Below are 19,910 nucleotides of genomic sequence, written 5' to 3' on the forward strand. Positions count from 1 at the left end.
GATCGCTAGCCGACGATTGCGAAGGCGTCTCGCGTCGACCCCGAAGGCGTGCGCACCGGCGCGCGGCCGATCCATTGCACATGCTTCTGCAGAATTGCCGCCGCCTCGTCGATTCGACCCTGGCGAAGCGCCGCCAAAATGGCGCGGTGATCATGATCCGTGCGCTTCTCCCAGCCGGATTGCCAGGCGGAAAAGAGAAAGCGGGCACTGGCGGCGTGTAGGTCGTCGATGGCGGCGAGCAGCCGCGCCATGCCGCAAGGCGCCAGGATCAGGCGATGGAAGCGGCGATTGGCTTCTTCCCAGGCGTAAACGTCACCTGCGGCGTCGCCGTCGCGCGTCGCCTGCTCGGCCTCGTCCAGAATGGACGCAGTCAGATGCGGGGCCGCATGCTTGAGTGCAAGACCTTCGAGTGCCGCCCGCATTTCCGCGACCTCGCGGACCTCCTTGAGATCGAACGAGGCGACGCGAACGCCACGGCGCGGCAGGCTGATCGCCAACCCCTGCGCCTCCAGTCGCCGGAACGCCTCGCGCACGGGCACATGGCTGGTGCCGAATTCCTCGGCGATATGATCCTGCCGCAGGCGGGTATCGGGCGCGAGCTCGCCGCGGATGATGCGGTCGGCAAGCACCCGGCTGATACGGCTGGCAATGGTGTCGTCGCGCTCCTTGGCCATTGCCGATGCTTAAAGCCAGCCCTGCCCGATGTCGAGCGGCAAGCAAAAGCTGTCACCGCTTTTGCGCATTTCGACCCTTTCGCTAGCTGCAGCGCAGCCATGCCCGCCAATTGGTTGAGCTTTGTCGACATATCGTGTAAAGCCCGGCGGTCGTTTTTCAGAGCATCTTCCGAAATCCCAACGGTTTCCCGGAGCTGCCGAACCCAGCCACATCAAAGGCAGCAATTTCATGAGCAATGGCTTCGATCTCATCATCTTCGACTGCGACGGCGTTCTGGTCGATTCGGAAATCATCGCGGCTGAGGTCGAGTCCAAGCTGCTGACCGATGCGGGCTACCCGATCAGCACCGAGGAAATGGGTGAGCGCTTCGCCGGCATGACCTGGCGCAACATCCTGTTCGAGGTCGAGCGCGAGGCAAGCATTCCGCTCTCCGCGACGCTGCTCGACAAGTCGGAGAAGCTGCTCGACCTGAAGCTTGCCAATGAAGTCCAGGCGATACCAGGCGTGCCGCTGGCACTGTCGCGACTGCCGATGCCGCGGTGCATCTGCTCGAACTCCAGCTCGGCGCGCCTCGAGATGATGTTGACCAAGGTCGGCTACATCAAGCTGTTCGCGCCGCATATCTACTCCGCCAAGGATCTTGGCGCCGACCGCGTGAAACCAAAACCGGATATTTTCCTGCATGGCGCCAAGCAGATGAATGTCAGCCCCGCCAACACGATCGTCGTCGAAGATTCGATCCATGGTGTTCAGGCGGCGCGTGCCGCCGGCATGCGCGTCATCGGCTTCACCGGCGCATCACACACCTACCCTTCCCACGCCGATCGGCTGACCGACGCCGGCGCGGAAACCGTCATCAGCCGTATGGCCGACCTTCCCGGCGTCGTCATGGCGCTCGCGGAATGGGATGGCGTCCTCTAGGACGGACTGAAGACTGACCACCAAAGAAAAAGCCCTGCCGACCGGCAGGGCTTTTTCTTTGGTGGTCGTCGCGGCCCTGCGTCGCTCTACGCAAAGGCCGCGATCGAAAGCTTACTGATGCTTCCTGCGCACCGGCTTCGTGCTCTTCGCAGGCTTCTGCGGACCCTGATCAAAGCCGATCTGGACGATCGTGAAACCGCCGGAGCCGCCGGCAACCTGAATATCATCATCGGTAAAGAGGAACTGCGCCGTGGTCTCACCCGGCGGAATCTCAGCCGTGTACATAATGGTCTTGCTGTAAAGCGCGTTGTCGTTGTCCATGACGGCGACATGGATCGGCAGGGTCACCTTGCCGGAGGAGCCCATCGGGCCGGCGACCAGGCGTCCCTGCGCCACGACATGAATGCCGAGACTGGTGCCGTCACTCGTGCACTGGCGGGTCGCCTGTGCCAGCGAAGCCTGATACACCAACTGGCTCGCATCGTCCTTGGCGCCCTTGGCGTAGGTACGATAAACCGCATCCTCGTCGCGGATGACAGCCTGCGGGCATTTGCCGGCGACGTAGGTCGGGGTGGGAGTTGAAGCGGCAGCCGGGGCTCCGGCTTGCGGTGCTACCGTGATGTCAGCCCCTGGCTGCTTTTCACTGTTGCCGCCAATACCGAGAGAGCTGCAACCCGTGAGCAATGCCAGAAGCGAAGCGGAGAAAAGACGACGCGAAACCCTGCCAAACACTATAATTCCACCCTCTCCATATATTTTACATTATCGGCCTGCAGCCCGCCAAACGGGCCTTTTATGACACTTGGCGATGGTCTATACCAGCGGCGCAGCGAAAAATCGATTGGGTAGACACCGTTTTGGCTCACTTTTCGAGATCGACAGATCACCACCAAAGGCCTCCGCCCGGCGCCGATCCGACGCGCCTTGCGCAAACGCGAAAACCACGCGCCTGATCCGACGCAAAAAGACAGGCCGCCGTCGCTTCGTTCCTCTACTCTCTCAATCGATCACTCAGGCAATTTTGCGACCAAAGGAATTCTAAGACCGTGGATTACATTTCAACGCGGGGAGAAGCCCCTGCCCTTGGCTTCTGCGACGCCCTCCTGGCTGGCCTTGCTCGCGACGGCGGGCTCTATGTTCCCCGCGAATGGCCTGTCCTGACGAAAAGAGAAATCCGCGCCTTCCGCGGAAAGAGCTATCAGGACGTCGCTTTTGCCGTGCTGTCGCCCTTCACCAACGGCGAGATCCCGGCCGACGTATTCCGCGGCATGATCGACGATGCCTACGCCACCTTCCGGCACCCCGCCGTGACACCGCTCGTCCAGACCGGCCCGAACAGCTTCGTCTTGGAGCTCTTTCACGGCACGACGCTCGCCTTCAAGGATGTCGCCATGCAGTTGCTTGCGCGGCTGATGGACTATGCGCTGGAGAAGCGCGGCCAGCGGGCAACCATCGTCGGCGCCACCTCGGGCGATACCGGCGGCGCTGCGATCGACGCCTTTGCCGGCCGCGAGCGCACCGACATCTTCATTCTCTTCCCGCACGGAAAAGTCTCGCCGGTGCAGCAGCGGCAGATGACCACGTCGACGGCGGCAAACGTTCACGCGCTGGCGATCAAGGGCAATTTCGACGATTGCCAGAATCTCGTCAAAGCCATGTTCAATGACGTCGCCTTCCGCGACAAGGTCAAGCTTTCCGGCGTCAATTCGATCAACTGGGCGCGCATCATGGCGCAGGTGGTCTATTACTTCACGACAGCAGTCGCGCTCGGCGGACCGGACCGGAAGATTTCCTTCACCGTGCCCACAGGCAATTTCGGCGATATTTTCGCCGGCTACGTTGCCAAGCGCATGGGTCTGCCGATCGAGCGGCTTGTGATCGCCACCAACGAGAACGACATCCTGGCTCGGATGCTGAAAACCGGCCGCTATGAAATGCGCGAGGTCAAGGCCACCACATCGCCGTCGATGGATATCCAGATCTCCTCCAACTTCGAGCGGCTCTTGTTCGAGGCCAATGGCCGCGACGCCTCCAAGGTGCGCGCCGCCATGGAGAGCCTGAAGCAGTCGAACGGCTTTTCGATCAGCGAAGAGGCGCAGAAGTTCATCAAGAAGGACTTCCGAGCCGGCCGCGCCAGCGAAAAGCAGGTGGCTGAAACCATTCGCAAGACTCTTGCCGATACGGGCTATCTGCTCGATCCACACACGGCGATCGGCGCCTTCGTCGCTGAAAAGAACGAGCGTCCGTCAAGCCCGATGGTGACGCTTGCCACCGCCCATCCGGCAAAATTCCCCGCCGCAGTAAAATCCGCCTCCGGTATTGACCCGGCGCTTCCGACGTGGCTTGCTGGTCTGATGACCAGGGAGGAGCGTTTCGACATTCTCGATCCGGAACTTAAAGCCGTTGAAAGCTTTATCGGAAAACATACCCGGATCGGCGAATAACAGACGCGGAAAGACAGGCGATGACAGTGGAGTGCACCCGGCTAGCGTCCGGGCTGACAGTAGCGACCCAATCGATGCCACACCTAGAAAGCGTGGCACTCGGCGTTTGGATCAAGTCGGGTTCGCGTAACGAGACCGAGGCAGAACACGGTATCGCGCATCTGCTCGAGCATATGGCGTTCAAGGGCACCGGACGTCGCACGGCCCGGCAGATCGCCGAGGAAATCGAGAATGTCGGCGGCGAAGTCAACGCCGCCACCTCGACTGAAACCACCTCCTATTATGCTCGGGTACTGAAGGATCATGTGCCGCTCGCCGTCGATATCCTTGCCGATATCCTGACCGAGTCAGCCTTCGACGAAGAAGAACTGGCCCGCGAAAAGCAGGTGATCCTGCAGGAAATCAACGCGGCGAACGACACGCCCGACGATGTCGTCTTCGACAAGTTTTCCGAAGTCGCCTATCGCGGCCAGACGCTCGGCCGCGCCATTCTCGGCACGCCGGACACCGTTCTCTCCTTCTCGCCGGAACAGATCCGCCACTATCTCAGCCGCAACTATACGACCGACCGCATGTTCGTCGTCGCGGCCGGTGCGGTTGATCATGAAAGCTTCGTGCGTCAGGTCGAGGAACGCTTCGCCAGCCTGCCGACCAAACCGTCCGCACCGCCCGTTATCGAGCCGGCGCGCTATATCGGCGGCAATATTCGCGAAACGCGCGACCTGATGGACGCGCAGATCCTGCTCGGCTTCGAAGGCCGTGCCTATCATACCCGCGATTTCTACTGTTCGCAGATCCTCGCCAATATCCTCGGCGGCGGCATGTCCTCGCGCTTGTTTCAGGAAGTGCGCGAGTTCCGCGGCCTCTGTTATTCGGTCTATGCCTTCCATTGGGGCTTCTCCGACACTGGCATTTTCGGCATTCATGCCGCAACCGGCGGCGAAAACCTGCCGGAACTGCTGCCCGTCATCATCGACGAGCTGCACAAGTCGTCCCATGACATCCAGCAGCAGGAAATCGAGCGCGCCCGCGCCCAGATCCGCGCGCAGCTCCTCATGGGCCAGGAAAGTCCGGCGGCTCGCGCCGGCCAGGTCGCACGTCAGATGATGCTTTATGGCCGCCCCATCCCGAACCAGGAGATGCTGGAACGCCTGGAAGGCATCACCATCGATCGCCTGACGGATCTTGCCGGCCGGCTGTTCTTCGATACAGTACCGACGCTTTCGGCGATCGGGCCGCTGGAGCAGCTTGCGCCGATGGAAGACATCGTGACCTCGCTGTCCTCGCCGACGCCGGCTTCCAGAAGCGCCAGCGGCTAGGGGCACGCCGCGGGCCTATGGGTTCAATTCTCGGGGGAGTGCTTGGCGGCATGCAAAAATCTGTCTTTCGGTTTCTCTCACGTCATCCGGACGCGGTTGAACTCGAAAACGACAGATATTTGCTGCGCCTGCCGCGCTACTCCGATTTCAATCAGTGGCACAAGCTCCGAGCCGAGAGCCGACGTTTTCTCGAACCGTGGGAACCGACCTGGCGGCACGATGAGCTGACTGAGGGCGCCTATCGTGCCCGCATTATCCGCGGCAAACAGGAATACAGCTCCGGCCAAGCGATACCCCTGTTCATTTTCCTCAGGGAAAACAGAACGCTGGTTGGCGGCATCACGATCGGCTATATTCGCCGCGGTGCTGCACAGAGCTGCATGATCGGATATTGGATGGGCGAACGCTATTCCGGTCAGGGCCACATGTTCGCCGCACTTCAGTTGGTTATACCCTATATCTTTTCCGGACTTGAGTTGCACCGAGTTGAAGCAGCCTGTATTCCGGATAACGAGCGTAGCATGCGGCTTTTGGAAAAAGCCGGTTTCCAGCGGGAAGGTCATTTGCGCGGTTATCTTAAAATCAACGGTCAGTGGCGCGACCATGTGATGTTTTCAAGGTTGGCTTCCGATCCCAGCCTGAACCGAAGCTTCGACCAGCGATGATCGCCGGAATCCTGCAGACGTGGCCGATGGCCCGGCGGCTATGCGCGCTGATCGCAACGCTCGGCGCTACCATGCTGCTATTGATCGCCGGAATGGCGCACGCAGCCGAACCCGTGAAGATCTCACGCGACGACACCGCGCTCGACCTGACGGCGACGACGGAAATCTACACCAATCAAGGCGAAGCCTTCCAGGTCTCGACGGCCGCGGGCGCCGACGGCATCCGCCGCCGCATCGAAGTGCGCTCTTCCTCCCCGAACCATCAGGGCGACTGGGCTGTCTTCGCGCTCGCCAATGTCTCGGAAGAGCAGCTGGAGCGCGTCATCGTCGCCCCGCATTTCCGTCTGGTGAATTCGAAGGTCTTCTGGCCCGATCTCGGCTCGCAGCGCATCGTCGCGATCACGCCGAGCGAGGGCTTTGCGCTCGACCGGCAGCCAAGCGACGAAGCGGACGTCTTCCGCATCACGCTGAACCCCGGCGCCGTCGTCACCTTCGTTGCCGAGCTTTCGTCGCCGAACCTGCCGCAGCTCTATCTTTGGGAACCCAACGCCTACAAGGATACGGTCAACGCCTTCACGCTCTATCGCGGCATCGTGCTCGGCATCGCCGGCCTCCTGGCGGTGTTCCTCACCATTCTTTTCGTGGTCAAGGGCACATCGATGCTGCCGGCGACGGCGGCGCTTGCCTGGGCTGTTCTCGGCTATATCTGCGTGGATTTCGGCTTCCTCGGCAAGCTCATCAGCATAACGTCAAGCGATCAGCGAATATGGCGCGCCTGTGCGGAGGTGGCGCTCGCGTCGAGCCTGGTGATCTTCCTGTTCACCTATCTCAACCTCAATCGCTGGCATGCCCATCTTGGTTATGTGACGCTTGCCTGGGTGCTCGGCCTTGCTCTGCTCTTCGGCGTCGCGATCTATGACCCGTCGATTGCAGCCGGTATTGCGCGGCTGTCGCTGGCGCTGACGGCGACGGCAGGACTGCTGCTCATCATCTATCTCGGCTTCAGCCGCTACGACCGCGCCATCCTGCTCGTGCCCGCCTGGGCCTTGATCCTCGTCTGGCTCTTCGGGGCCTGGATGACGGTCATGGGCAAGCTCGACAACGACATCATCCAGCCGGCACTTGGCGGCGGCCTCGTGCTCATCGTCCTTTTGATCGGCTTCACCGTCATGCAGCACGCCTTTGCCGGCGGCGCTTTCCAGCAGGGTCTGTTCTCCGATCTGGAACGGCAGTCTCTTGCGCTTACAGGCTCCGGCGATACCGTCTGGGACTGGGACGTAGCGCGCGACCGTGTCGTAACCACGCCTGATATTTCGATGAAGCTCGGCCTCTCGCCCGGCACCATGCATGGCGCGGCGCGCAACTGGCTGCCGCGACTGCACCCAGACGATCGCGACCGTTTCCGAGCGACGCTTGACGTACTGCTGGAACATCGGCGCGGCCGGCTGAACCACGAATTCCGGATTCGCGCGGAGGATGGACATTTCCACTGGCTGTCGATCCGCGCCCGGCCCGTCCTCGGCTCGAACGGCGAAATCATCCGCTGCGTCGGCACGATCGTCGATATCACCGAGCAGAAGAATTCCGTCGAGCGGCTGCTGCATGACGCCGTGCATGACAACCTCACGGGATTGCCGAACCGCCAGGTGTTCCTTGATCGCCTGCAGTCCGTTCTGACGCTCGCCTCGGAAGGCAATCAGCTCAGGCCGACAGTCATGGTGATCGACATCGATCGCTACAAGCTGGTCAACGATACGCTGGGTTTTGCCGCGGGCGACAATATCCTGATCGCGCTGACCCGGCGTCTTCGCCGTCTGATGAAGCCGCAGGATACGCTGGCGCGTCTTTCGGGCGATCAATTCGGCCTCATCCTCGTCTCCGAACGCGATCCGGCCAAGGTTGCGGATTTTGCCGATGCGATCAGCAAGGCGATCATGGTGCCGATCAATTTCGCCAACCGCGAAATCATTCTGACGGCATCGGTCGGCCTGACGTCCTGGGTCGACCAGCAGGAAAATGCCGCGGGTATGCTGAGCGACGCGGAACTTGCCATGTACCGCGCCAAGCGCGCCGGCGGCAATCGCGTCGAGCCCTTCCAGCCGGCCTTCCGCAGCTTCGGCACGGACCGGCTGCAACTCGAAACCGACCTGCGCCGCGCCGTCGAGCGCAAGGAACTTTCGCTCGTCTACCAGCCGATCGTCCGCCTGGAAGATGCTGAAGTGGCAGGCTTCGAGGCGCTGATGCGCTGGGAACATCCGAAGCGCGGCAATATCCCGCCATCGGAATTCATCCCGATCGCAGAGGCATCCGACATCATCGGCCCGCTCGGCATGTTCGCGCTGGAGCAGGCAACGAACGACCTGAAGGCATGGCAGCGACAGACCGGCGACCTGCCGCTGTTCGTCTCCATCAACCTTTCCAGCGTGCAGCTGCTCAATAACGAACTTTACGACGATATCCGCGCCCTGCTCGCCAAGACCCATTGCGATCCGCACCGCATCAAGCTGGAGCTGACGGAATCGCAGGTGATGGAAAATCCGGAACAGGCGCGCCTCGTGCTCGACAAACTGCGCGACGCCGGCATCGGTCTGGCGCTCGACGACTTCGGTACGGGCTATTCGTCGCTCGCCTATCTCACGCGTTTCCCGTTCGACACGATCAAGCTCGACAAGGCCATGGTCCGCGACGACAGCGACAAGAAGGCAGTGCTGCTGCGCTCGGTTATTTCCATGGCACGCGAGCTCAACATGCGTGTCGTCGCTGAGGGCATCGAATCCGAAGAGGATGCGTTGGAACTTGCCAAGATCGGCTGCACCTACGGCCAGAGCTTCATCTTCGGCCCGCCGATGGGCTCGGATTCCGTGGTGCGCCTCCTGAAAGAACGCTTTCCGCTGACGAAGCGCGCATAGGTGATATCCCCCTCACCTAGAGCGATGGGAGATCACATACTGTCTATCAGCGCGCGAATATAGTCCAGCTTTCCGACCACCGGCGGTGACAGGATGAAGGGGTAGGAATCCGGCTGGCCCATGCTGCGCTGGATGGAATTGATCGCCACGCTCAGCGGAATCCAGGCATTGACGAGCTGCTCGGCGCTTTCAGCCTTGTAAGGGTCGAAATCCACTTCGGCAGCCATGTCGTGATAGCGATGGGGATCGATCGCCAAGCCGAAGGAGCGCGCCGTTTCCAGCGTATCGACGATATGCAGATAATGCGCGAAGCACTCGGCAAAATCCTCCCACGGATGAGAGCTGGCATAGGCGCTAATGAAGTTTTCCTGCCAGTTTGAGGGCGGGCCATTGTCGTAGTGGGCCTGCAGTGCCGCACCGTAATCGGCGCGTTCGTCACCGAAGATGGCGCGAAAGGCATCGAACCCGTTGCGATCGCGCACGAGCTTATTCCAGATGAAATGCCCGGTCTCGTGCCTGAAGTGGCCGAGCAAGGTGCGATAGGGCTCGTTCATGGAGGTCCGCGCCTGTTCGCGCGTGACGTCATCGGCCTCTGCGGCCCGAATGGCGATCAGTCCCTCCTCATGGCCGGTCATGGCCGGTACGACGACGTCGCCTTGCACCTCATCCTCGAGGAAATCGAACACCAGTCCACCCTGAGGGTCCTCTGCTCTGTCGGGATGCGGCAGGTTCCAGCGCAACAGAGAATAGAACAGATGCCGCTGCGCCTGGCCGATGCGGCGCCAGCGATCTATGCCCTGTTGCGCATCGGTGTTCGGCACGAGCCGATTATGGCGACAGGCAACGCAATAGGGCTGCGGATCGTCCGCATCGATGAGCCAGTTGCAGATATCGAGTTTGGCATTGGCGCAAAAGCGAAGATGTCGCGCCGGTTCGGAGACGGGGTGCCAATCCACATCCTCTTCCGCTTCCAGGGCATATATCGCCAGACGATCGGGGACAAAGCCGAGAGGATGGCCGCAGCGAATGCATTGCCTGTTGTCGAAATGAACGGGTTGGCCGCAATAGTCGCAGGTGAAAAGCCGCATACTCCCCTCGGAACAACGTAGTGGCCTATAGTAAAGAGCCTGCCACGTTTCCGTAACAGGCTCTTCCTCCCAACATCGCTGCTACAACGTCAATTCAGCGGAGCAGCGAGCCTAGATTGTTAGACACGAAGCTGCCGGTCACATCCGGTCGACTGCGCCTTTGACCTTGTCCTTGGCTTTGCCAACGGCGGTCTGCACCTTGCCCTTGGCTTCCTGGGCTGCGCCCTTGGCGCGGAGTTCCTTGTCATTGGTCGCCTTGCCGGCCATCTGCTTGGCCTTGCCGGCAATTTCGTTCGCCTTACCGGACACCTTGTCGGTCGTGCTGCTCATGTCTGACGCCTCCTTGGCTACGACAGCGGAATTGCCATCGCTCTGCCGAGGAAAACGTCACGCGCGCCATTTCGTTCCAAAATAACGCAATCGGCTCAGCTATGGCCCGCCTGCAGCGACAGCATCGCCGGGTTGATGCCCATGAGGGCCAGCGCGCGATCATATTTGTTGTCGAGACTGCGATCGAAGATCAATTCTTCGTTGGCAGGGCAATTCAGCCAGCCGTTGTTGCCGATTTCCGCTTCAAGCTGACCCGCGCCCCAGCCGGCATAGCCGAGCAGCATCGTTGCGCGTTTCGGGCCACTCCCCTTGGAAATGGCCCTGACGATATCGAGCGTTGCCGTCAGGCTGATGTCGTCGCTGACCGGAATGCTGCTGTCGCTGATGTAGTCGTCTGAATGCAGGACGAAACCGCGGCCGCTTTCGACCGGGCCGCCGGTCTGGATCGGGAAATCACGCGCCATCTGGGGAAGCACGATAGCATCGTCATCCTTGATCATGTCCAGATGCAGAAGGACGTCGGTAAATGTCAATTTCTGGGCCCGGTTGATGACGAAGCCCATGGCACCGGCATCGGAATGGGCGCAGATATAAACAACCGTGCGGTGGAAATTCCGATCCTCCATGCCAGGCATGGCGATCAGGAACTGACCGTCGAGAAAACCTCTTTCGCGTCTATTCTTCAGCGTCGATAGGGACATCGTGCCTCCTCACCGCAGTTCGCAACTGCACCGCCTGATATCAAGATGGGGCAATGTCATAAATCAATCAACTGAAAATGATCATTTGTCTCTCCAGTCCTGCTGGCTCACGGACGGTCAATCCGCTAAATCCTTGTTCCATGATCGAAATAAATAGCATCGCCCGCTTGTCGGCACTCGTCGCCACTCTCTTTTTCAGCGCCACGGCGGCCCACGCCGCAACCAGCGAGTGGGTGGACAACGAAGGCGGCCGCATACGCCTGATCGCGCTGGCGCCGGACGCCGAGGGGCATATCCGGGCGGCATTGCAGATCGAGCCGGAACCGGGCTGGATCACCTATTGGCGCGAACCGGGCCAGGGCGGAATTCCGCCGCAGATCACGCCCGCGCCCGGCAGCGGCGTGACATTGGAAAAGATCAGCTATCCGATACCGAAGCCGATCAGCGTCGGCCCGATCCAGGAAATCGGCTACGACGCTCCGGTCACGTTGCCGCTTGATCTGCACGTCGCAGGCAAGGCGCCGGAAAAGCTTGAGCTGACGACTTTCATCGGCCTCTGCAAGGATATCTGCATCCCCTTTCAGGCCGAGCTTTCGCTGCCGCTGACGGCAAATGAACAGCCGACATCGCATGAACTGGCTACCCTCGATGCGGCGAAAGCAATGCTGCCGCAAGCGCCATCATCGGATTTTGCCATCCGGAGCCACACGATCTCCGCCGACGCGAAGAGCCTTTCACTGCAGCTGACGCTGCCTGAAACGAGCGGGAAGACGCCGGAGATCTACGTCACGGGGCCATCAGGCTACGTGTTCTTTCGGCAAGCGAATGCGAAACGGGAAGGAACTGCCTTTTCGGCCGATATCGAGATCGGCAAGCTGCCGAAGGACTACGATCCCAAGGGCAAGAGCTGGGGAGTTCTGGTCATCGACGGCGCCCGGGCGATGGAAACCACCCTTGCGCTGGAATAGGGCGGATCTATAGTTCGCCAAACCGTCTTCACACGATCGGCGGCCACTCGAGCGCCCCCGAAACCACGACCCAAGGAGAGAGCCATGACTATCGCCCTCGGCGACACGCTGCCTGCCGCCACCTTCAAGGAAAAGACCGCCGACGGCCCGGTCGAGATCAGCACCGAGCAGCTCTTTGCCGGCAAGCGCGTCGTGCTCTTCGCCGTGCCCGGCGCGTTCACGCCGACCTGCTCGCTCAATCACCTGCCGGGCTTTCTCGAAAACCGCGACACCATCCTCGGCAAGGGCGTCGACGACATCGCGGTGGTTGCCGTCAACGACTGGCACGTCATGGGCGCCTGGGCGCAATCGTCCGGCGGCATGGGCAAGATCCACTTCCTCGCCGATTGGGACGGCTCCTTCACCAAGGCGCTCGGCCTCGATGTGGACCTCTCCGCCGGCGGCCTCGGCGTCCGCTCCAAGCGTTATTCCATGCTGGTGGAAGACGGTGTCGTGAAGACGCTGAATATCGAGGAAAGCCCCGGCCAGGCCACGGTTTCGGGTGCTGCGGCGATGATCGAGCAGCTCTAAGATTTCGACGAGTTGAGGGAGGCTGGGTGCCCCGCACCCTGCCTTTCGCCTGACTGCTGAGGGTGCTCTCGGGCCCCTATCCGTTCTGGCTGCTTGTCACACGGATGTAATAGCTATCGGGGTCCATGATGCGAAAATCGCGCAAACCCCACGGTTGCAAGGCAAGCTCGGATACCGGATGGCCGCCGGTTTTGGCGGCCTCAAATACATCCTCTACATCCTCGACACTCAGCACTATTTCGACGCCAAGACCAAGCCGTTCACCATTCACCGCTCGGAGAGGATGATCAGGCCCAAGGGCCTCCCGGTTGTTGACGGAGATAACTGCTTCACCATTTGATAGCACGGTATAGTCCGTGCTTGCCTCGCCTATCACCTGGAAATTTAGCACTTCGCGATAGAAGTCTATCGATGCGCTCACATCGGCAACAAACAATTCCAGTCTTAATCTCATATCATCCTCCCCACCTATGCCGCAGACTTCGGTCCTCGATATTGCCTGAGGACAGATCCGCCGTGAACGCTATCGCGAGAAGACGGCAACGATATTGGCTCTGCAAATATTCGGGCATTCTTCACCGCAAACTCCCGGCGAAGCATCGCTCGCCTCTTTTTTGCCGCATTTCATCGGCTACAACGTGTAATGTTATTACATAATTGAAAGCCCCGGAATGCCCTTTGACCATGATCCCTTTGCATCGTCCCTGATGGGGCGTTCGGCTTTGGTGCGCCTTGCCTATGTGGCGGTCGGCATAGCGATCCTGTGGGCGGCCATTGGCTGGGCGGTGGCTCTGGCATGAGTGAATTGATCCGTCTCAAGAACCTCACCGTCACCTATGAGCGTCATCCCGCCGTGCATCATATTTCGGGTGGCTTTGCCGAGGGCAGCCTGACGGCGATTGCCGGGCCGAACGGGGCGGGAAAATCGACCTTGCTCAAGGCGATCGTCGGCGAATTGCCGCTGGCGGAAGGCTCCATCGATCGTGGGGCACTTGCGCGCAGCGATTTCGGCTATCTGCCGCAGACGGCCGATATCAACCGCCGCTTTCCGATTTCCGTTGCCGACACCGTCATGCTCGGCGCCTGGAAAAATGCCGGCGCCTTCGGTCAATTCTCCCGAAAAGATGGAGAACGCGCGCGCGAGGCGCTCGATATCGTCGGGCTTTCCGGCTTCGAGCGCCGCCATATCGGCGCGCTTTCGGCCGGGCAATTCCAGCGCGTCCTGTTTGCACGCCTGCTGCTGCAGGATGCCCGCGTCATCCTGCTGGACGAACCTTTTACCGCCATCGACCAGAGGACGACAGCCGATCTGCTCAAGCTCGTGCTGCGCTGGAACAGGGAAGGACGCACCGTCATCGCCGTCCTCCATGATTTCGAACAGGTGCGCGCGCATTTCCCCGAGACGCTGCTGATCGCCCGCGAACTTGTGGGATGGGGCAAGACGCAGGATGTCATGAGCCCCGCCAATCTCATCAAGGCGCGCGCCATGGCCGAGCGCTGGGATGACGATGCCGGGGATTGCCTGCCGGAAGACGAGCCCGCCCCCCATGACCTGACGAAGCGGGAGCCGGCTGAATGACCGCCTATGACATCTTTCTCGCGCCGTTCGCGGATTACGGCTTCATGCGGCGCGCGCTGATCGCCTGCGTCTGCCTCGGCCTCGGCTCGGGTTCGATCGGTGTTTTCCTGATGCTCCGGCGCATGAGCCTTATGGGCGATGCCATGAGCCATGCCGTTCTGCCTGGGGCCGCCATCGGCTATCTCGTTGCCGGATCGCTGTCGCTCACCGCCATGGGGCTTGGCGGGCTTGTTGCCGGGCTTTCGGTGGCCCTGCTCTCTGGCCTCGTCAGCCGCACCACGGTGCTCCAGGAGGATGCCAGCTTTGCCAGCTTCTATCTGACCTCGCTCGCGCTCGGCGTGCTCATCGTGTCGCTGCGCGGCTCGAACATCGATCTTCTGCATGTGCTTTTCGGCACCATTCTCGCAATCGACGCGCCTGCCCTCTATCAGATCGGCGCGATCACCACGGTGACGCTGCTGGCGCTTGCCGTCATCTATCGCCCGCTCGTCATGGAATGCTTCGACCCCGGCTTCCTGCGCGCCGTCGGCGGCCGCGGGCAGGTCTATCACTTCCTGTTCCTGTTGCTCGTCGTGCTCAATCTCGTCGCCAGCTTCCAGGCGTTGGGAACGCTGATGGCGGTCGGACTGATGACGCTGCCCGCGGCAATCGCCCAGCTCTGGTCGCGCAGCCTGCCCTCGATGATGGCGATCGCGACGGGAACGGCTGCGGCCTCGGGCTATGTCGGCCTCATCGCCTCCTACCACCTCGAATTTGCCTCGGGCCCGACGATCATCATCACCGCCAGCCTGATCTATGGCATCTCCATCCTCTTCGCACCCTCGGGCCTTGCCCGGCGGCTCTTCCCCCGTCCCCATCTCCGGGGCTAATCCGAACAAGGAGACTCGCATGAACAAACAGAGACTGCTTCTCTCAGCCGCTGCCACGGCCTTCGTCGCCTTCGGCGTCGCGGCTCCGGCCTCCGCCGAAACGCTCGATGTCGTCGCGTCCTTCACCGTGCTTGCCGATGTCGTCAAACATGTCGGCGGCGACCATGTGAAAGTATCAAGCCTCGTCGGCCCGAATGGCGACCCCCATGAATTCGAGCCGTCGCCGGCCGACGCCAAGAAGCTCAATGCCGCCAAGATCGTCTTCGTCAGCGGCGAAGGTCTGGAAGGCTGGATGGACCGCCTGATCACCGCATCGGGCTACAAGGGGACGCCTGTCGTCGCCTCCGAAGGCATCAACACCCGCACCATGGTCGACGACGGCAAGACGGTCACCGACCCGCATGTGTGGAACAGCCCGGTCAATGTGAAGATCTGGGTGGGCAATATTGAGAAGGCACTTTCCGCTGCCGATCCGGCCGACGCTGCCGAGTTCAGGGCTAATGCCGAACGCTACACCAAGGTTCTGACCGAACTCGACACCTACGCACACAGCAAGTTCGACAAGGTGCCCGAGGACCGCCGCAAGGTGCTGACGAGCCATGATGCCTTCGGCTATTTCGGCCGCGAGTACAAGGTGAGCTTCCTGTCACCGCTCGGCTTTTCGACTGAGACGGAAGCCTCGGCGGCCGACGTCGCCAAGCTGATCGAACAGATCAAGACCGAGCATGTGAAGACCTATTTCTTCGAAAACTCGAACGATCCGCGCCTGGTCAAGCAGGTCGCCAAGGCAACGGGCGCCGAGCCTGGCGGCGAGCTCTATGTCGAGGCCCTTTCCAAGTCCAACGGACCGGCTCCGACTTACGAAAAAATGTTCCGTTATAACGTTGACCAGCTTGCCGCAGCCATGGCCAAGTCGAGCTGATCGACCGGATGCGGTCGCGGGCATACCCCGTCTGCGACCGTATCCTGGCAACGCTGTCAGAGATTGAAATCGAAGACCATCAGGCCGGCTAGACCGCCATCCGTCGATGATACGATCCGCTCGCCAACGGCGACATGATCGGGATGCACCAGATAGGCATCGCGTGCGCTGGCACTTTCGAAGGTAACGACGAATCCATCCGCAAAGCCGCCGTGCAAGCCTTCCGGCGAGACATTCGGCCCGTATTTCACGTCGACGATGCCGGGAATGACCTGCTGCAAGGCGGCCACCGATTCGAAGAGGGCTTTCTTCTCTTCTTTTGTCATGGCGGCTTTGAGCCGAAGAAAAACGCAATGCAGGATCATGCCTATCTCCCTGGGTGTTGCGGTCAGCATAGAGAGAAAGGATAGCAGGGCAAGGCGCCTAGTCGTGAACAGTGCATTCCTGACGGCTGCGAGATGCCGACGCCAAACCCTGGGACGGCGATCACCTAGTCATCGCCCCGCCGAAACGGTTGCCATCCGAGGATCGACTTCGCCTTGGCGTTCGAGACCGGGCCACCCTCTTCGACCACATTGAAGACGCCGACAGCGGAGGTCTGCACCGCCAGCAGAGCGGCATGGGCAGCGTCATCCACATGCAGATTGATCGCCCCGCTGGGTGCATCGCAACCGGTACCGGGGCCGTAGAGCAGCCCGTATCTCAACACGGTGCCGGCAATGCCCGCGGTCGTAAGCGTCAATGCTTCAAGAGTCCGGACCGCGGTCGCGCCCTCCACCAACGGCGTTTCCTCGGTGATCTCCGAGATACCTGCCTGATAGGACCAGGCGATGCTTTGCGAGATCATCCGTCTCGTGCCAGCTGCAACGGCGGCATCGACCAGATTCTTCGTTCCCACTTCGCGAATGCGGGCGTTGCGGATACGCCCTTCTTCCATCTGCGCCGGATCGAGCCCGAACGGCAGGTCAGTCAGCTGGTGGATGACGATATCGGGCTTCACTCGCAGCAATGCCGCCTTGAGAGCCTCGGCGTCGAAAACATCGACGACCACGGGCGTCGCCCCGATTGCCCGAAGGCTATCGGCCCGATCCGGCTTGCGGGTCGTGCCGTGGACGGTAAAGCCTGCTTCGATCAGCAGGGGAACAAGCTTGCGCCCGATCGCACCGGTTGCGCCGGCAAGGAAAATGGTTTCGGCCATCTGTAATCTCCTTGAGAGTTGGCATCATTGTCTTTCCGCGCTTTCTCCCATGCCCTTGGCCCTGAAAACAGAGGCAAGAATTGCAGATTCGACTAGGCCAATATCAGGCCCGACGCTCGCGACCCGCCGCGATGCAGATGTCCTTCAGGCGCCTGGCGAGCGAGCCAGCCATCTCTCTGCTTTCAAGATTGGTAAAACCGAGCAGCAGGCCGTCGATCAATTGTGGTCCCATGTGCCAGAGCGACAAGGGTTGCAGGCCGAAGCCTTCCGCCTGCGCCAAGGCGGCTATCTGGCTTGCGGGAGCGCGATAACCCTGAAACTGCATGGCCAGATGCAGGCCTGCCGGTGGCGAAATTGCCGTAACCCGATCGCCGAAGACATCGTGCATGACATCGACCAGAAGCTGGCGGCGGTCGGCATAGAGCGCCCGCATCTTCTTGAGATGGCGGATGAAATAGCCCTGCTCCATAAAATCGGCGATGACGGCCTGATGGAATTCGGGACAGCCGGCGCTGGCAGCGCGGCAGGCACGCTCGAAAGTCTCTATCTCCGACTGCGGTACGACCAGATAGGCAAGCCGCAGCGCGGGATAGAGAACCTTGCTGAACGATCCGGTGAAGAGGACGCGCTCGCCACGATCCATGGCCTTGAGCGACAATGGCGGACGGCGGTTATAGCGATACTCGCTATCGTAGTCGTCCTCGATGATCCAGCGCTGGCTCTCTCCAGCCCACTCGAGCAGTGCCGTACGGCGCTCCATCGACATCATCACGCCAAGCGGGCTCTGGTTGGCGGGGGTGACGACGGCGAAGCGCGCATGCGGCGCAAGCCGCCTTCCCGCCTCTACCATCAGACCATCGCAGTCGACAGGAACAGGATGCAGCCTGGCACGGATCGACAACAGGAATTCCCTCGCGACCGGGTAGCCGGGATCCTCGAACCAAATACCATCGTCTGGGCGGTAGAGCGCGCGCATGATCAGCCCCAGACTGGCACGATGACCTGCCGTCACGAAGATCTGCTCCGGCTGGCAGGCGATGCCGCGCGACAAAGCGAGATAGGCTGCGATGCGCTCGCGAAGGGCCGGCAGGCCTGTCAGTTGCGGATAGCCGAGCTGCCCCGCCCCGAGTTGCCGCGAGCAATGGCTGACGAGCCTGTTCCACGTCTTGCGCGGAAAGGCGTCAAGCGCGGGAAGACCGAGCTGGAAGGGTCTCGCATTCGGCGACTGTTCGCTCAAAACCCCTCTTGGGGCAGGCGGCGGGGCGCCACTCTTTTCCGGCGTTCGGAGCCGCATGTCGACGAATGTACCGGCCGCACCACGAAATTCGACATATCCCTCTTCCGCAAGGATCTGATAGGCCAGATTGATCGTTCCGCGCGATAGGCCAAGCTCGCTCGCCAGCGCCCGCACGGAGGGCATCCGGTCGCCCGGCACGAGGCGCCCCTCCGCGATGGCCGTCTTGAAGCGCGCGCAGATCTGCAGGTAGATCGGATTGGTATCGTCGCGCGAAAGCACCATGCCTTTCGCCTGATCCGCAACTACCTGCTTCGCCATGAAGGCTCTGCCCCTGCCTGTCGGGGGCAATAGCCCCTCTTACGATCCTGTGAGCGCAGACGCTAGCCCGAAGACGGGATGAACGGCAAGCTGCCGATCGGCAAGTTCGCAAGCCTGCTCGGCCATGTCCGGCCTCACTAGCCCCTGGAGATGAATGAACTGCACGCTGCCGATGCCGATCGTCGCCAGTACATGGGTCAAATAGGGCGAGAGGTAATCCGGCTGGCGCGCCTGCGCACCGTTGTAGAAGCCGCCGGAGCCGACGACAACGAGTGCCGGACGATCTTCGAGCAGGCCGACCTTATTGCCATCCCTGTGGGTGAAGGTGCGGCCGGCGCGCAGCACATAATCGATCCAGAGTTTCAACGATGCCGGCACGGAGAAATTGTGCATCGGTGTCGCGACGATCAGATAGTCGCAAGCGATAACATCCTCGATCAACCGCTCCGATTGCGCGAAAGCCGGCACATGGCTTTCTGCCCGTTGAACGATCGCATCGGCGTAGTCTCCGGCGATCGGCGGGAGGCGCATGGCGGAAAGATCGCGTTCGACGAGCATGACATCTGGCTCGGCCTCAAGCAGGTTGTCGGCCGCCTTCCTTGCCACGGCATAGACGCGCGAGGCCGCGCCAAGTGGGCTGGCATTGACGAGAAGGATGGTTTTCATATGCCGGCTTCCTCGAGGCGCTGGCTGAAATGCAGACCACGCGCGAGCAGGCCGTTGCGGAAATAGAAGCGCTGCGCGAGCGAATTGGCGAGCCCGGTGTCCAGCACGAGCATGACGCGCCCATCCGCCCTCGCCAGCGCGCGAACCTCATCGATCAAGCCCTCGCCGAGCCTGGAGCGCTGGCAGGATTGGCGCACCACCAGATCGTCGACATAGGTGAACCGTCCATAAATCAGGTTTTCGAGATGGCGGTAGCCGGCAAGCCCCGACAACTCGTTGTTCTGCCAGACCGCGAGCAGTCGATAACCGTCCCGCTGCTGGCGCTGGACGCGTTCACGATAAAGATCGACGTCCTCGATATGCGGTCGCAGCTCGCGCATTACGGCAAAGCTTTCGCCAATGTCGTCTGCGCTTTCGATATGCCTGAAGATCATGTTGGCTCTCGCTGATTTGAGACAGGCAAGAGCTACGCCTCCGATGGCCCGGTCGACAGAACCAAAAAACGAAAAACGGAATGGGCCATGATCCAAT

Annotated in this window: 22 protein-coding genes; 11 read left to right on the forward strand and 11 right to left on the reverse strand. The window is 61.1% G+C overall.

All coding sequences use genetic code 11. The features are described from left to right. Nucleotides 1-5 precede the first annotated feature (5 nt). Entirely contained in the window at nucleotides 6-674 is a 669-nt protein-coding gene (locus BJ928_RS02970; RefSeq protein WP_047627674.1) for a GntR family transcriptional regulator, read from the reverse strand. Between the two features lie 229 nt (nucleotides 675-903). Between BJ928_RS02970 and BJ928_RS02975 the strand changes: the two genes are divergently transcribed. After that, nucleotides 904-1,596, forward strand: coding sequence for an HAD family hydrolase (locus BJ928_RS02975; RefSeq protein ID WP_047627675.1), 693 nt, complete (start codon nucleotides 904-906; stop codon nucleotides 1,594-1,596). Between the two features lie 111 nt (nucleotides 1,597-1,707). Here BJ928_RS02975 and BJ928_RS02980 read toward each other — a convergent pair whose 3' ends face one another. After that, nucleotides 1,708-2,328, reverse strand: coding sequence for a hypothetical protein (locus tag BJ928_RS02980; protein WP_047627678.1), 621 nt, complete (start codon nucleotides 2,326-2,328; stop codon nucleotides 1,708-1,710). Nucleotides 2,329-2,642: 314 nt separating this feature from the next. Here BJ928_RS02980 and thrC point away from each other — a divergent pair, with 314 nt between their 5' ends. Genes thrC through BJ928_RS03000 form a run of 4 tightly spaced genes read left to right on the forward strand, consistent with a single transcriptional unit; the run spans nucleotide 2,643 to nucleotide 8,933 of the window. Then, complete coding sequence (gene thrC, locus BJ928_RS02985) at nucleotides 2,643-4,040, forward strand: threonine synthase (RefSeq protein ID WP_047627680.1); 1,398 nt, start codon at nucleotides 2,643-2,645, stop codon at nucleotides 4,038-4,040. Nucleotides 4,041-4,060: 20 nt separating this feature from the next. Next, nucleotides 4,061-5,359 (forward strand): insulinase family protein, encoded by a 1,299-nt coding sequence (locus BJ928_RS02990; RefSeq protein ID WP_047627681.1) that lies wholly within the window; start codon nucleotides 4,061-4,063, stop codon nucleotides 5,357-5,359. 50 nt (nucleotides 5,360-5,409) lie between these two features. Further along, a complete protein-coding gene (locus BJ928_RS02995) occupies nucleotides 5,410-6,024 on the forward strand; it encodes a GNAT family protein (protein WP_047627683.1) in 615 nt (204 codons plus the stop codon). A 26-nt stretch (nucleotides 6,025-6,050) separates the two neighbouring features. Then, nucleotides 6,051-8,933 carry an EAL domain-containing protein gene (locus BJ928_RS03000; protein ID WP_281024116.1) on the forward strand — a complete coding sequence of 961 codons (2,883 nt, stop codon included), beginning with the start codon at nucleotides 6,051-6,053 and terminating at the stop codon, nucleotides 8,931-8,933. A gap of 32 nt (nucleotides 8,934-8,965) precedes the next feature. Here the strand turns inward: BJ928_RS03000 and BJ928_RS03005 are convergent, their stop codons facing one another. The 3 genes from BJ928_RS03005 to BJ928_RS03015 form a co-directional block, all read right to left on the reverse strand. Next, entirely contained in the window at nucleotides 8,966-10,021 is a 1,056-nt protein-coding gene (locus BJ928_RS03005) for a putative zinc-binding metallopeptidase (RefSeq protein WP_047627685.1), read from the reverse strand. 138 nt (nucleotides 10,022-10,159) lie between these two features. Further along, on the reverse strand, nucleotides 10,160-10,351 hold the full coding sequence (locus BJ928_RS03010; RefSeq protein WP_047627686.1) for a CsbD family protein: 192 nt from the start codon (nucleotides 10,349-10,351) through the stop codon (nucleotides 10,160-10,162). A gap of 95 nt (nucleotides 10,352-10,446) precedes the next feature. Continuing rightward, nucleotides 10,447-11,052: a YqgE/AlgH family protein gene (locus BJ928_RS03015; protein ID WP_047627688.1), complete on the reverse strand. Its 606-nt coding sequence runs from the start codon at nucleotides 11,050-11,052 to the stop codon at nucleotides 10,447-10,449. A 140-nt stretch (nucleotides 11,053-11,192) separates the two neighbouring features. On the opposite strand from BJ928_RS03015, the gene BJ928_RS03020 reads away from it, so the two are divergent. Further along, nucleotides 11,193-12,020 (forward strand): protein-disulfide reductase DsbD domain-containing protein, encoded by an 828-nt coding sequence (locus tag BJ928_RS03020; RefSeq protein WP_047627689.1) that lies wholly within the window; start codon nucleotides 11,193-11,195, stop codon nucleotides 12,018-12,020. Between the two features lie 84 nt (nucleotides 12,021-12,104). Beyond that, nucleotides 12,105-12,590 (forward strand): peroxiredoxin, encoded by a 486-nt coding sequence (locus tag BJ928_RS03025; protein WP_047627690.1) that lies wholly within the window; start codon nucleotides 12,105-12,107, stop codon nucleotides 12,588-12,590. Nucleotides 12,591-12,666: 76 nt separating this feature from the next. Here the strand turns inward: BJ928_RS03025 and BJ928_RS03030 are convergent, their stop codons facing one another. Further along, nucleotides 12,667-13,044: a VOC family protein gene (locus BJ928_RS03030; protein ID WP_047627692.1), complete on the reverse strand. Its 378-nt coding sequence runs from the start codon at nucleotides 13,042-13,044 to the stop codon at nucleotides 12,667-12,669. 217 nt (nucleotides 13,045-13,261) lie between these two features. Between BJ928_RS03030 and BJ928_RS39710 the strand changes: the two genes are divergently transcribed. Genes BJ928_RS39710 through BJ928_RS03045 form a run of 4 tightly spaced genes read left to right on the forward strand, consistent with a single transcriptional unit; the run spans nucleotide 13,262 to nucleotide 15,960 of the window. Continuing rightward, nucleotides 13,262-13,390, forward strand: a complete 129-nt coding sequence (locus BJ928_RS39710) for a hypothetical protein (protein WP_281024099.1) — start codon at nucleotides 13,262-13,264, stop codon at nucleotides 13,388-13,390. Further along, on the forward strand, nucleotides 13,387-14,169 hold the full coding sequence (locus BJ928_RS03035; protein ID WP_047627694.1) for an ABC transporter ATP-binding protein: 783 nt from the start codon (nucleotides 13,387-13,389) through the stop codon (nucleotides 14,167-14,169). The genes BJ928_RS39710 and BJ928_RS03035 overlap by 4 nt, the downstream gene beginning before the upstream one ends. Beyond that, nucleotides 14,166-15,038, forward strand: coding sequence for a metal ABC transporter permease (locus BJ928_RS03040; protein WP_047627695.1), 873 nt, complete (start codon nucleotides 14,166-14,168; stop codon nucleotides 15,036-15,038). Before BJ928_RS03035 ends, BJ928_RS03040 begins: the two co-directional genes overlap by 4 nt. A gap of 19 nt (nucleotides 15,039-15,057) precedes the next feature. Beyond that, nucleotides 15,058-15,960 (forward strand): metal ABC transporter substrate-binding protein, encoded by a 903-nt coding sequence (locus BJ928_RS03045; protein WP_047627697.1) that lies wholly within the window; start codon nucleotides 15,058-15,060, stop codon nucleotides 15,958-15,960. 56 nt (nucleotides 15,961-16,016) lie between these two features. Here BJ928_RS03045 and BJ928_RS03050 read toward each other — a convergent pair whose 3' ends face one another. The 5 genes from BJ928_RS03050 to BJ928_RS03070 all read right to left on the reverse strand — a co-directional run bounded on the left by BJ928_RS03050 (nucleotide 16,017) and on the right by BJ928_RS03070 (nucleotide 19,813). Continuing rightward, on the reverse strand, nucleotides 16,017-16,325 hold the full coding sequence (locus BJ928_RS03050; RefSeq protein ID WP_047627699.1) for a Dabb family protein: 309 nt from the start codon (nucleotides 16,323-16,325) through the stop codon (nucleotides 16,017-16,019). A gap of 125 nt (nucleotides 16,326-16,450) precedes the next feature. Continuing rightward, the gene (locus BJ928_RS03055; protein ID WP_047627700.1) at nucleotides 16,451-17,158 is read right to left on the reverse strand and encodes an NAD(P)-dependent oxidoreductase; all 708 of its coding nucleotides are present in this window, start codon (nucleotides 17,156-17,158) and stop codon (nucleotides 16,451-16,453) included. Between the two features lie 103 nt (nucleotides 17,159-17,261). Beyond that, on the reverse strand, nucleotides 17,262-18,713 hold the full coding sequence (locus BJ928_RS03060; protein WP_197070112.1) for a PLP-dependent aminotransferase family protein: 1,452 nt from the start codon (nucleotides 18,711-18,713) through the stop codon (nucleotides 17,262-17,264). A 39-nt stretch (nucleotides 18,714-18,752) separates the two neighbouring features. Then, nucleotides 18,753-19,379 carry an NAD(P)H-dependent oxidoreductase gene (locus BJ928_RS03065; protein ID WP_047627702.1) on the reverse strand — a complete coding sequence of 209 codons (627 nt, stop codon included), beginning with the start codon at nucleotides 19,377-19,379 and terminating at the stop codon, nucleotides 18,753-18,755. Beyond that, nucleotides 19,376-19,813: a GNAT family N-acetyltransferase gene (locus BJ928_RS03070; protein ID WP_047627704.1), complete on the reverse strand. Its 438-nt coding sequence runs from the start codon at nucleotides 19,811-19,813 to the stop codon at nucleotides 19,376-19,378. The genes BJ928_RS03065 and BJ928_RS03070 overlap by 4 nt, the downstream gene beginning before the upstream one ends. Nucleotides 19,814-19,910 lie beyond the last annotated feature (97 nt).

Origin of the sequence: Rhizobium sp. WW_1, assembly GCF_003610155.1 — a bacterium.
Lineage (GTDB): Bacteria > Pseudomonadota > Alphaproteobacteria > Rhizobiales > Rhizobiaceae > Rhizobium > Rhizobium tropici_A.

Excerpts from the sequence above, each read along its gene's own strand:
- BJ928_RS02970 (WP_047627674.1), bottom strand. The coding sequence starts at position 674 with ATGGCCAAGGAGCGCGACGACACCATTGCCAGCCGTATCAGCCGGGTG.
- BJ928_RS02975 (WP_047627675.1), top strand. The coding sequence starts at position 904 with ATGAGCAATGGCTTCGATCTCATCATCTTCGACTGCGACGGCGTTCTG.
- BJ928_RS02990 (WP_047627681.1), top strand. The coding sequence starts at position 4,061 with ATGACAGTGGAGTGCACCCGGCTAGCGTCCGGGCTGACAGTAGCGACC.
- BJ928_RS02995 (WP_047627683.1), top strand. The coding sequence starts at position 5,410 with ATGCAAAAATCTGTCTTTCGGTTTCTCTCACGTCATCCGGACGCGGTT.
- BJ928_RS03000 (WP_281024116.1), top strand. The coding sequence starts at position 6,051 with ATGGCCCGGCGGCTATGCGCGCTGATCGCAACGCTCGGCGCTACCATG.
- BJ928_RS03005 (WP_047627685.1), bottom strand. The coding sequence starts at position 10,021 with ATGCGGCTTTTCACCTGCGACTATTGCGGCCAACCCGTTCATTTCGAC.
- BJ928_RS03010 (WP_047627686.1), bottom strand. The coding sequence starts at position 10,351 with ATGAGCAGCACGACCGACAAGGTGTCCGGTAAGGCGAACGAAATTGCC.
- BJ928_RS03015 (WP_047627688.1), bottom strand. The coding sequence starts at position 11,052 with ATGTCCCTATCGACGCTGAAGAATAGACGCGAAAGAGGTTTTCTCGAC.
- BJ928_RS03020 (WP_047627689.1), top strand. The coding sequence starts at position 11,193 with ATGATCGAAATAAATAGCATCGCCCGCTTGTCGGCACTCGTCGCCACT.
- BJ928_RS03025 (WP_047627690.1), top strand. The coding sequence starts at position 12,105 with ATGACTATCGCCCTCGGCGACACGCTGCCTGCCGCCACCTTCAAGGAA.
- BJ928_RS03030 (WP_047627692.1), bottom strand. The coding sequence starts at position 13,044 with ATGAGATTAAGACTGGAATTGTTTGTTGCCGATGTGAGCGCATCGATA.
- BJ928_RS39710 (WP_281024099.1), top strand. The coding sequence starts at position 13,262 with ATGCCCTTTGACCATGATCCCTTTGCATCGTCCCTGATGGGGCGTTCG.
- BJ928_RS03035 (WP_047627694.1), top strand. The coding sequence starts at position 13,387 with ATGAGTGAATTGATCCGTCTCAAGAACCTCACCGTCACCTATGAGCGT.
- BJ928_RS03040 (WP_047627695.1), top strand. The coding sequence starts at position 14,166 with ATGACCGCCTATGACATCTTTCTCGCGCCGTTCGCGGATTACGGCTTC.
- BJ928_RS03045 (WP_047627697.1), top strand. The coding sequence starts at position 15,058 with ATGAACAAACAGAGACTGCTTCTCTCAGCCGCTGCCACGGCCTTCGTC.
- BJ928_RS03050 (WP_047627699.1), bottom strand. The coding sequence starts at position 16,325 with ATGATCCTGCATTGCGTTTTTCTTCGGCTCAAAGCCGCCATGACAAAA.
- BJ928_RS03055 (WP_047627700.1), bottom strand. The coding sequence starts at position 17,158 with ATGGCCGAAACCATTTTCCTTGCCGGCGCAACCGGTGCGATCGGGCGC.
- BJ928_RS03060 (WP_197070112.1), bottom strand. The coding sequence starts at position 18,713 with ATGGCGAAGCAGGTAGTTGCGGATCAGGCGAAAGGCATGGTGCTTTCG.
- BJ928_RS03065 (WP_047627702.1), bottom strand. The coding sequence starts at position 19,379 with ATGAAAACCATCCTTCTCGTCAATGCCAGCCCACTTGGCGCGGCCTCG.
- BJ928_RS03070 (WP_047627704.1), bottom strand. The coding sequence starts at position 19,813 with ATGATCTTCAGGCATATCGAAAGCGCAGACGACATTGGCGAAAGCTTT.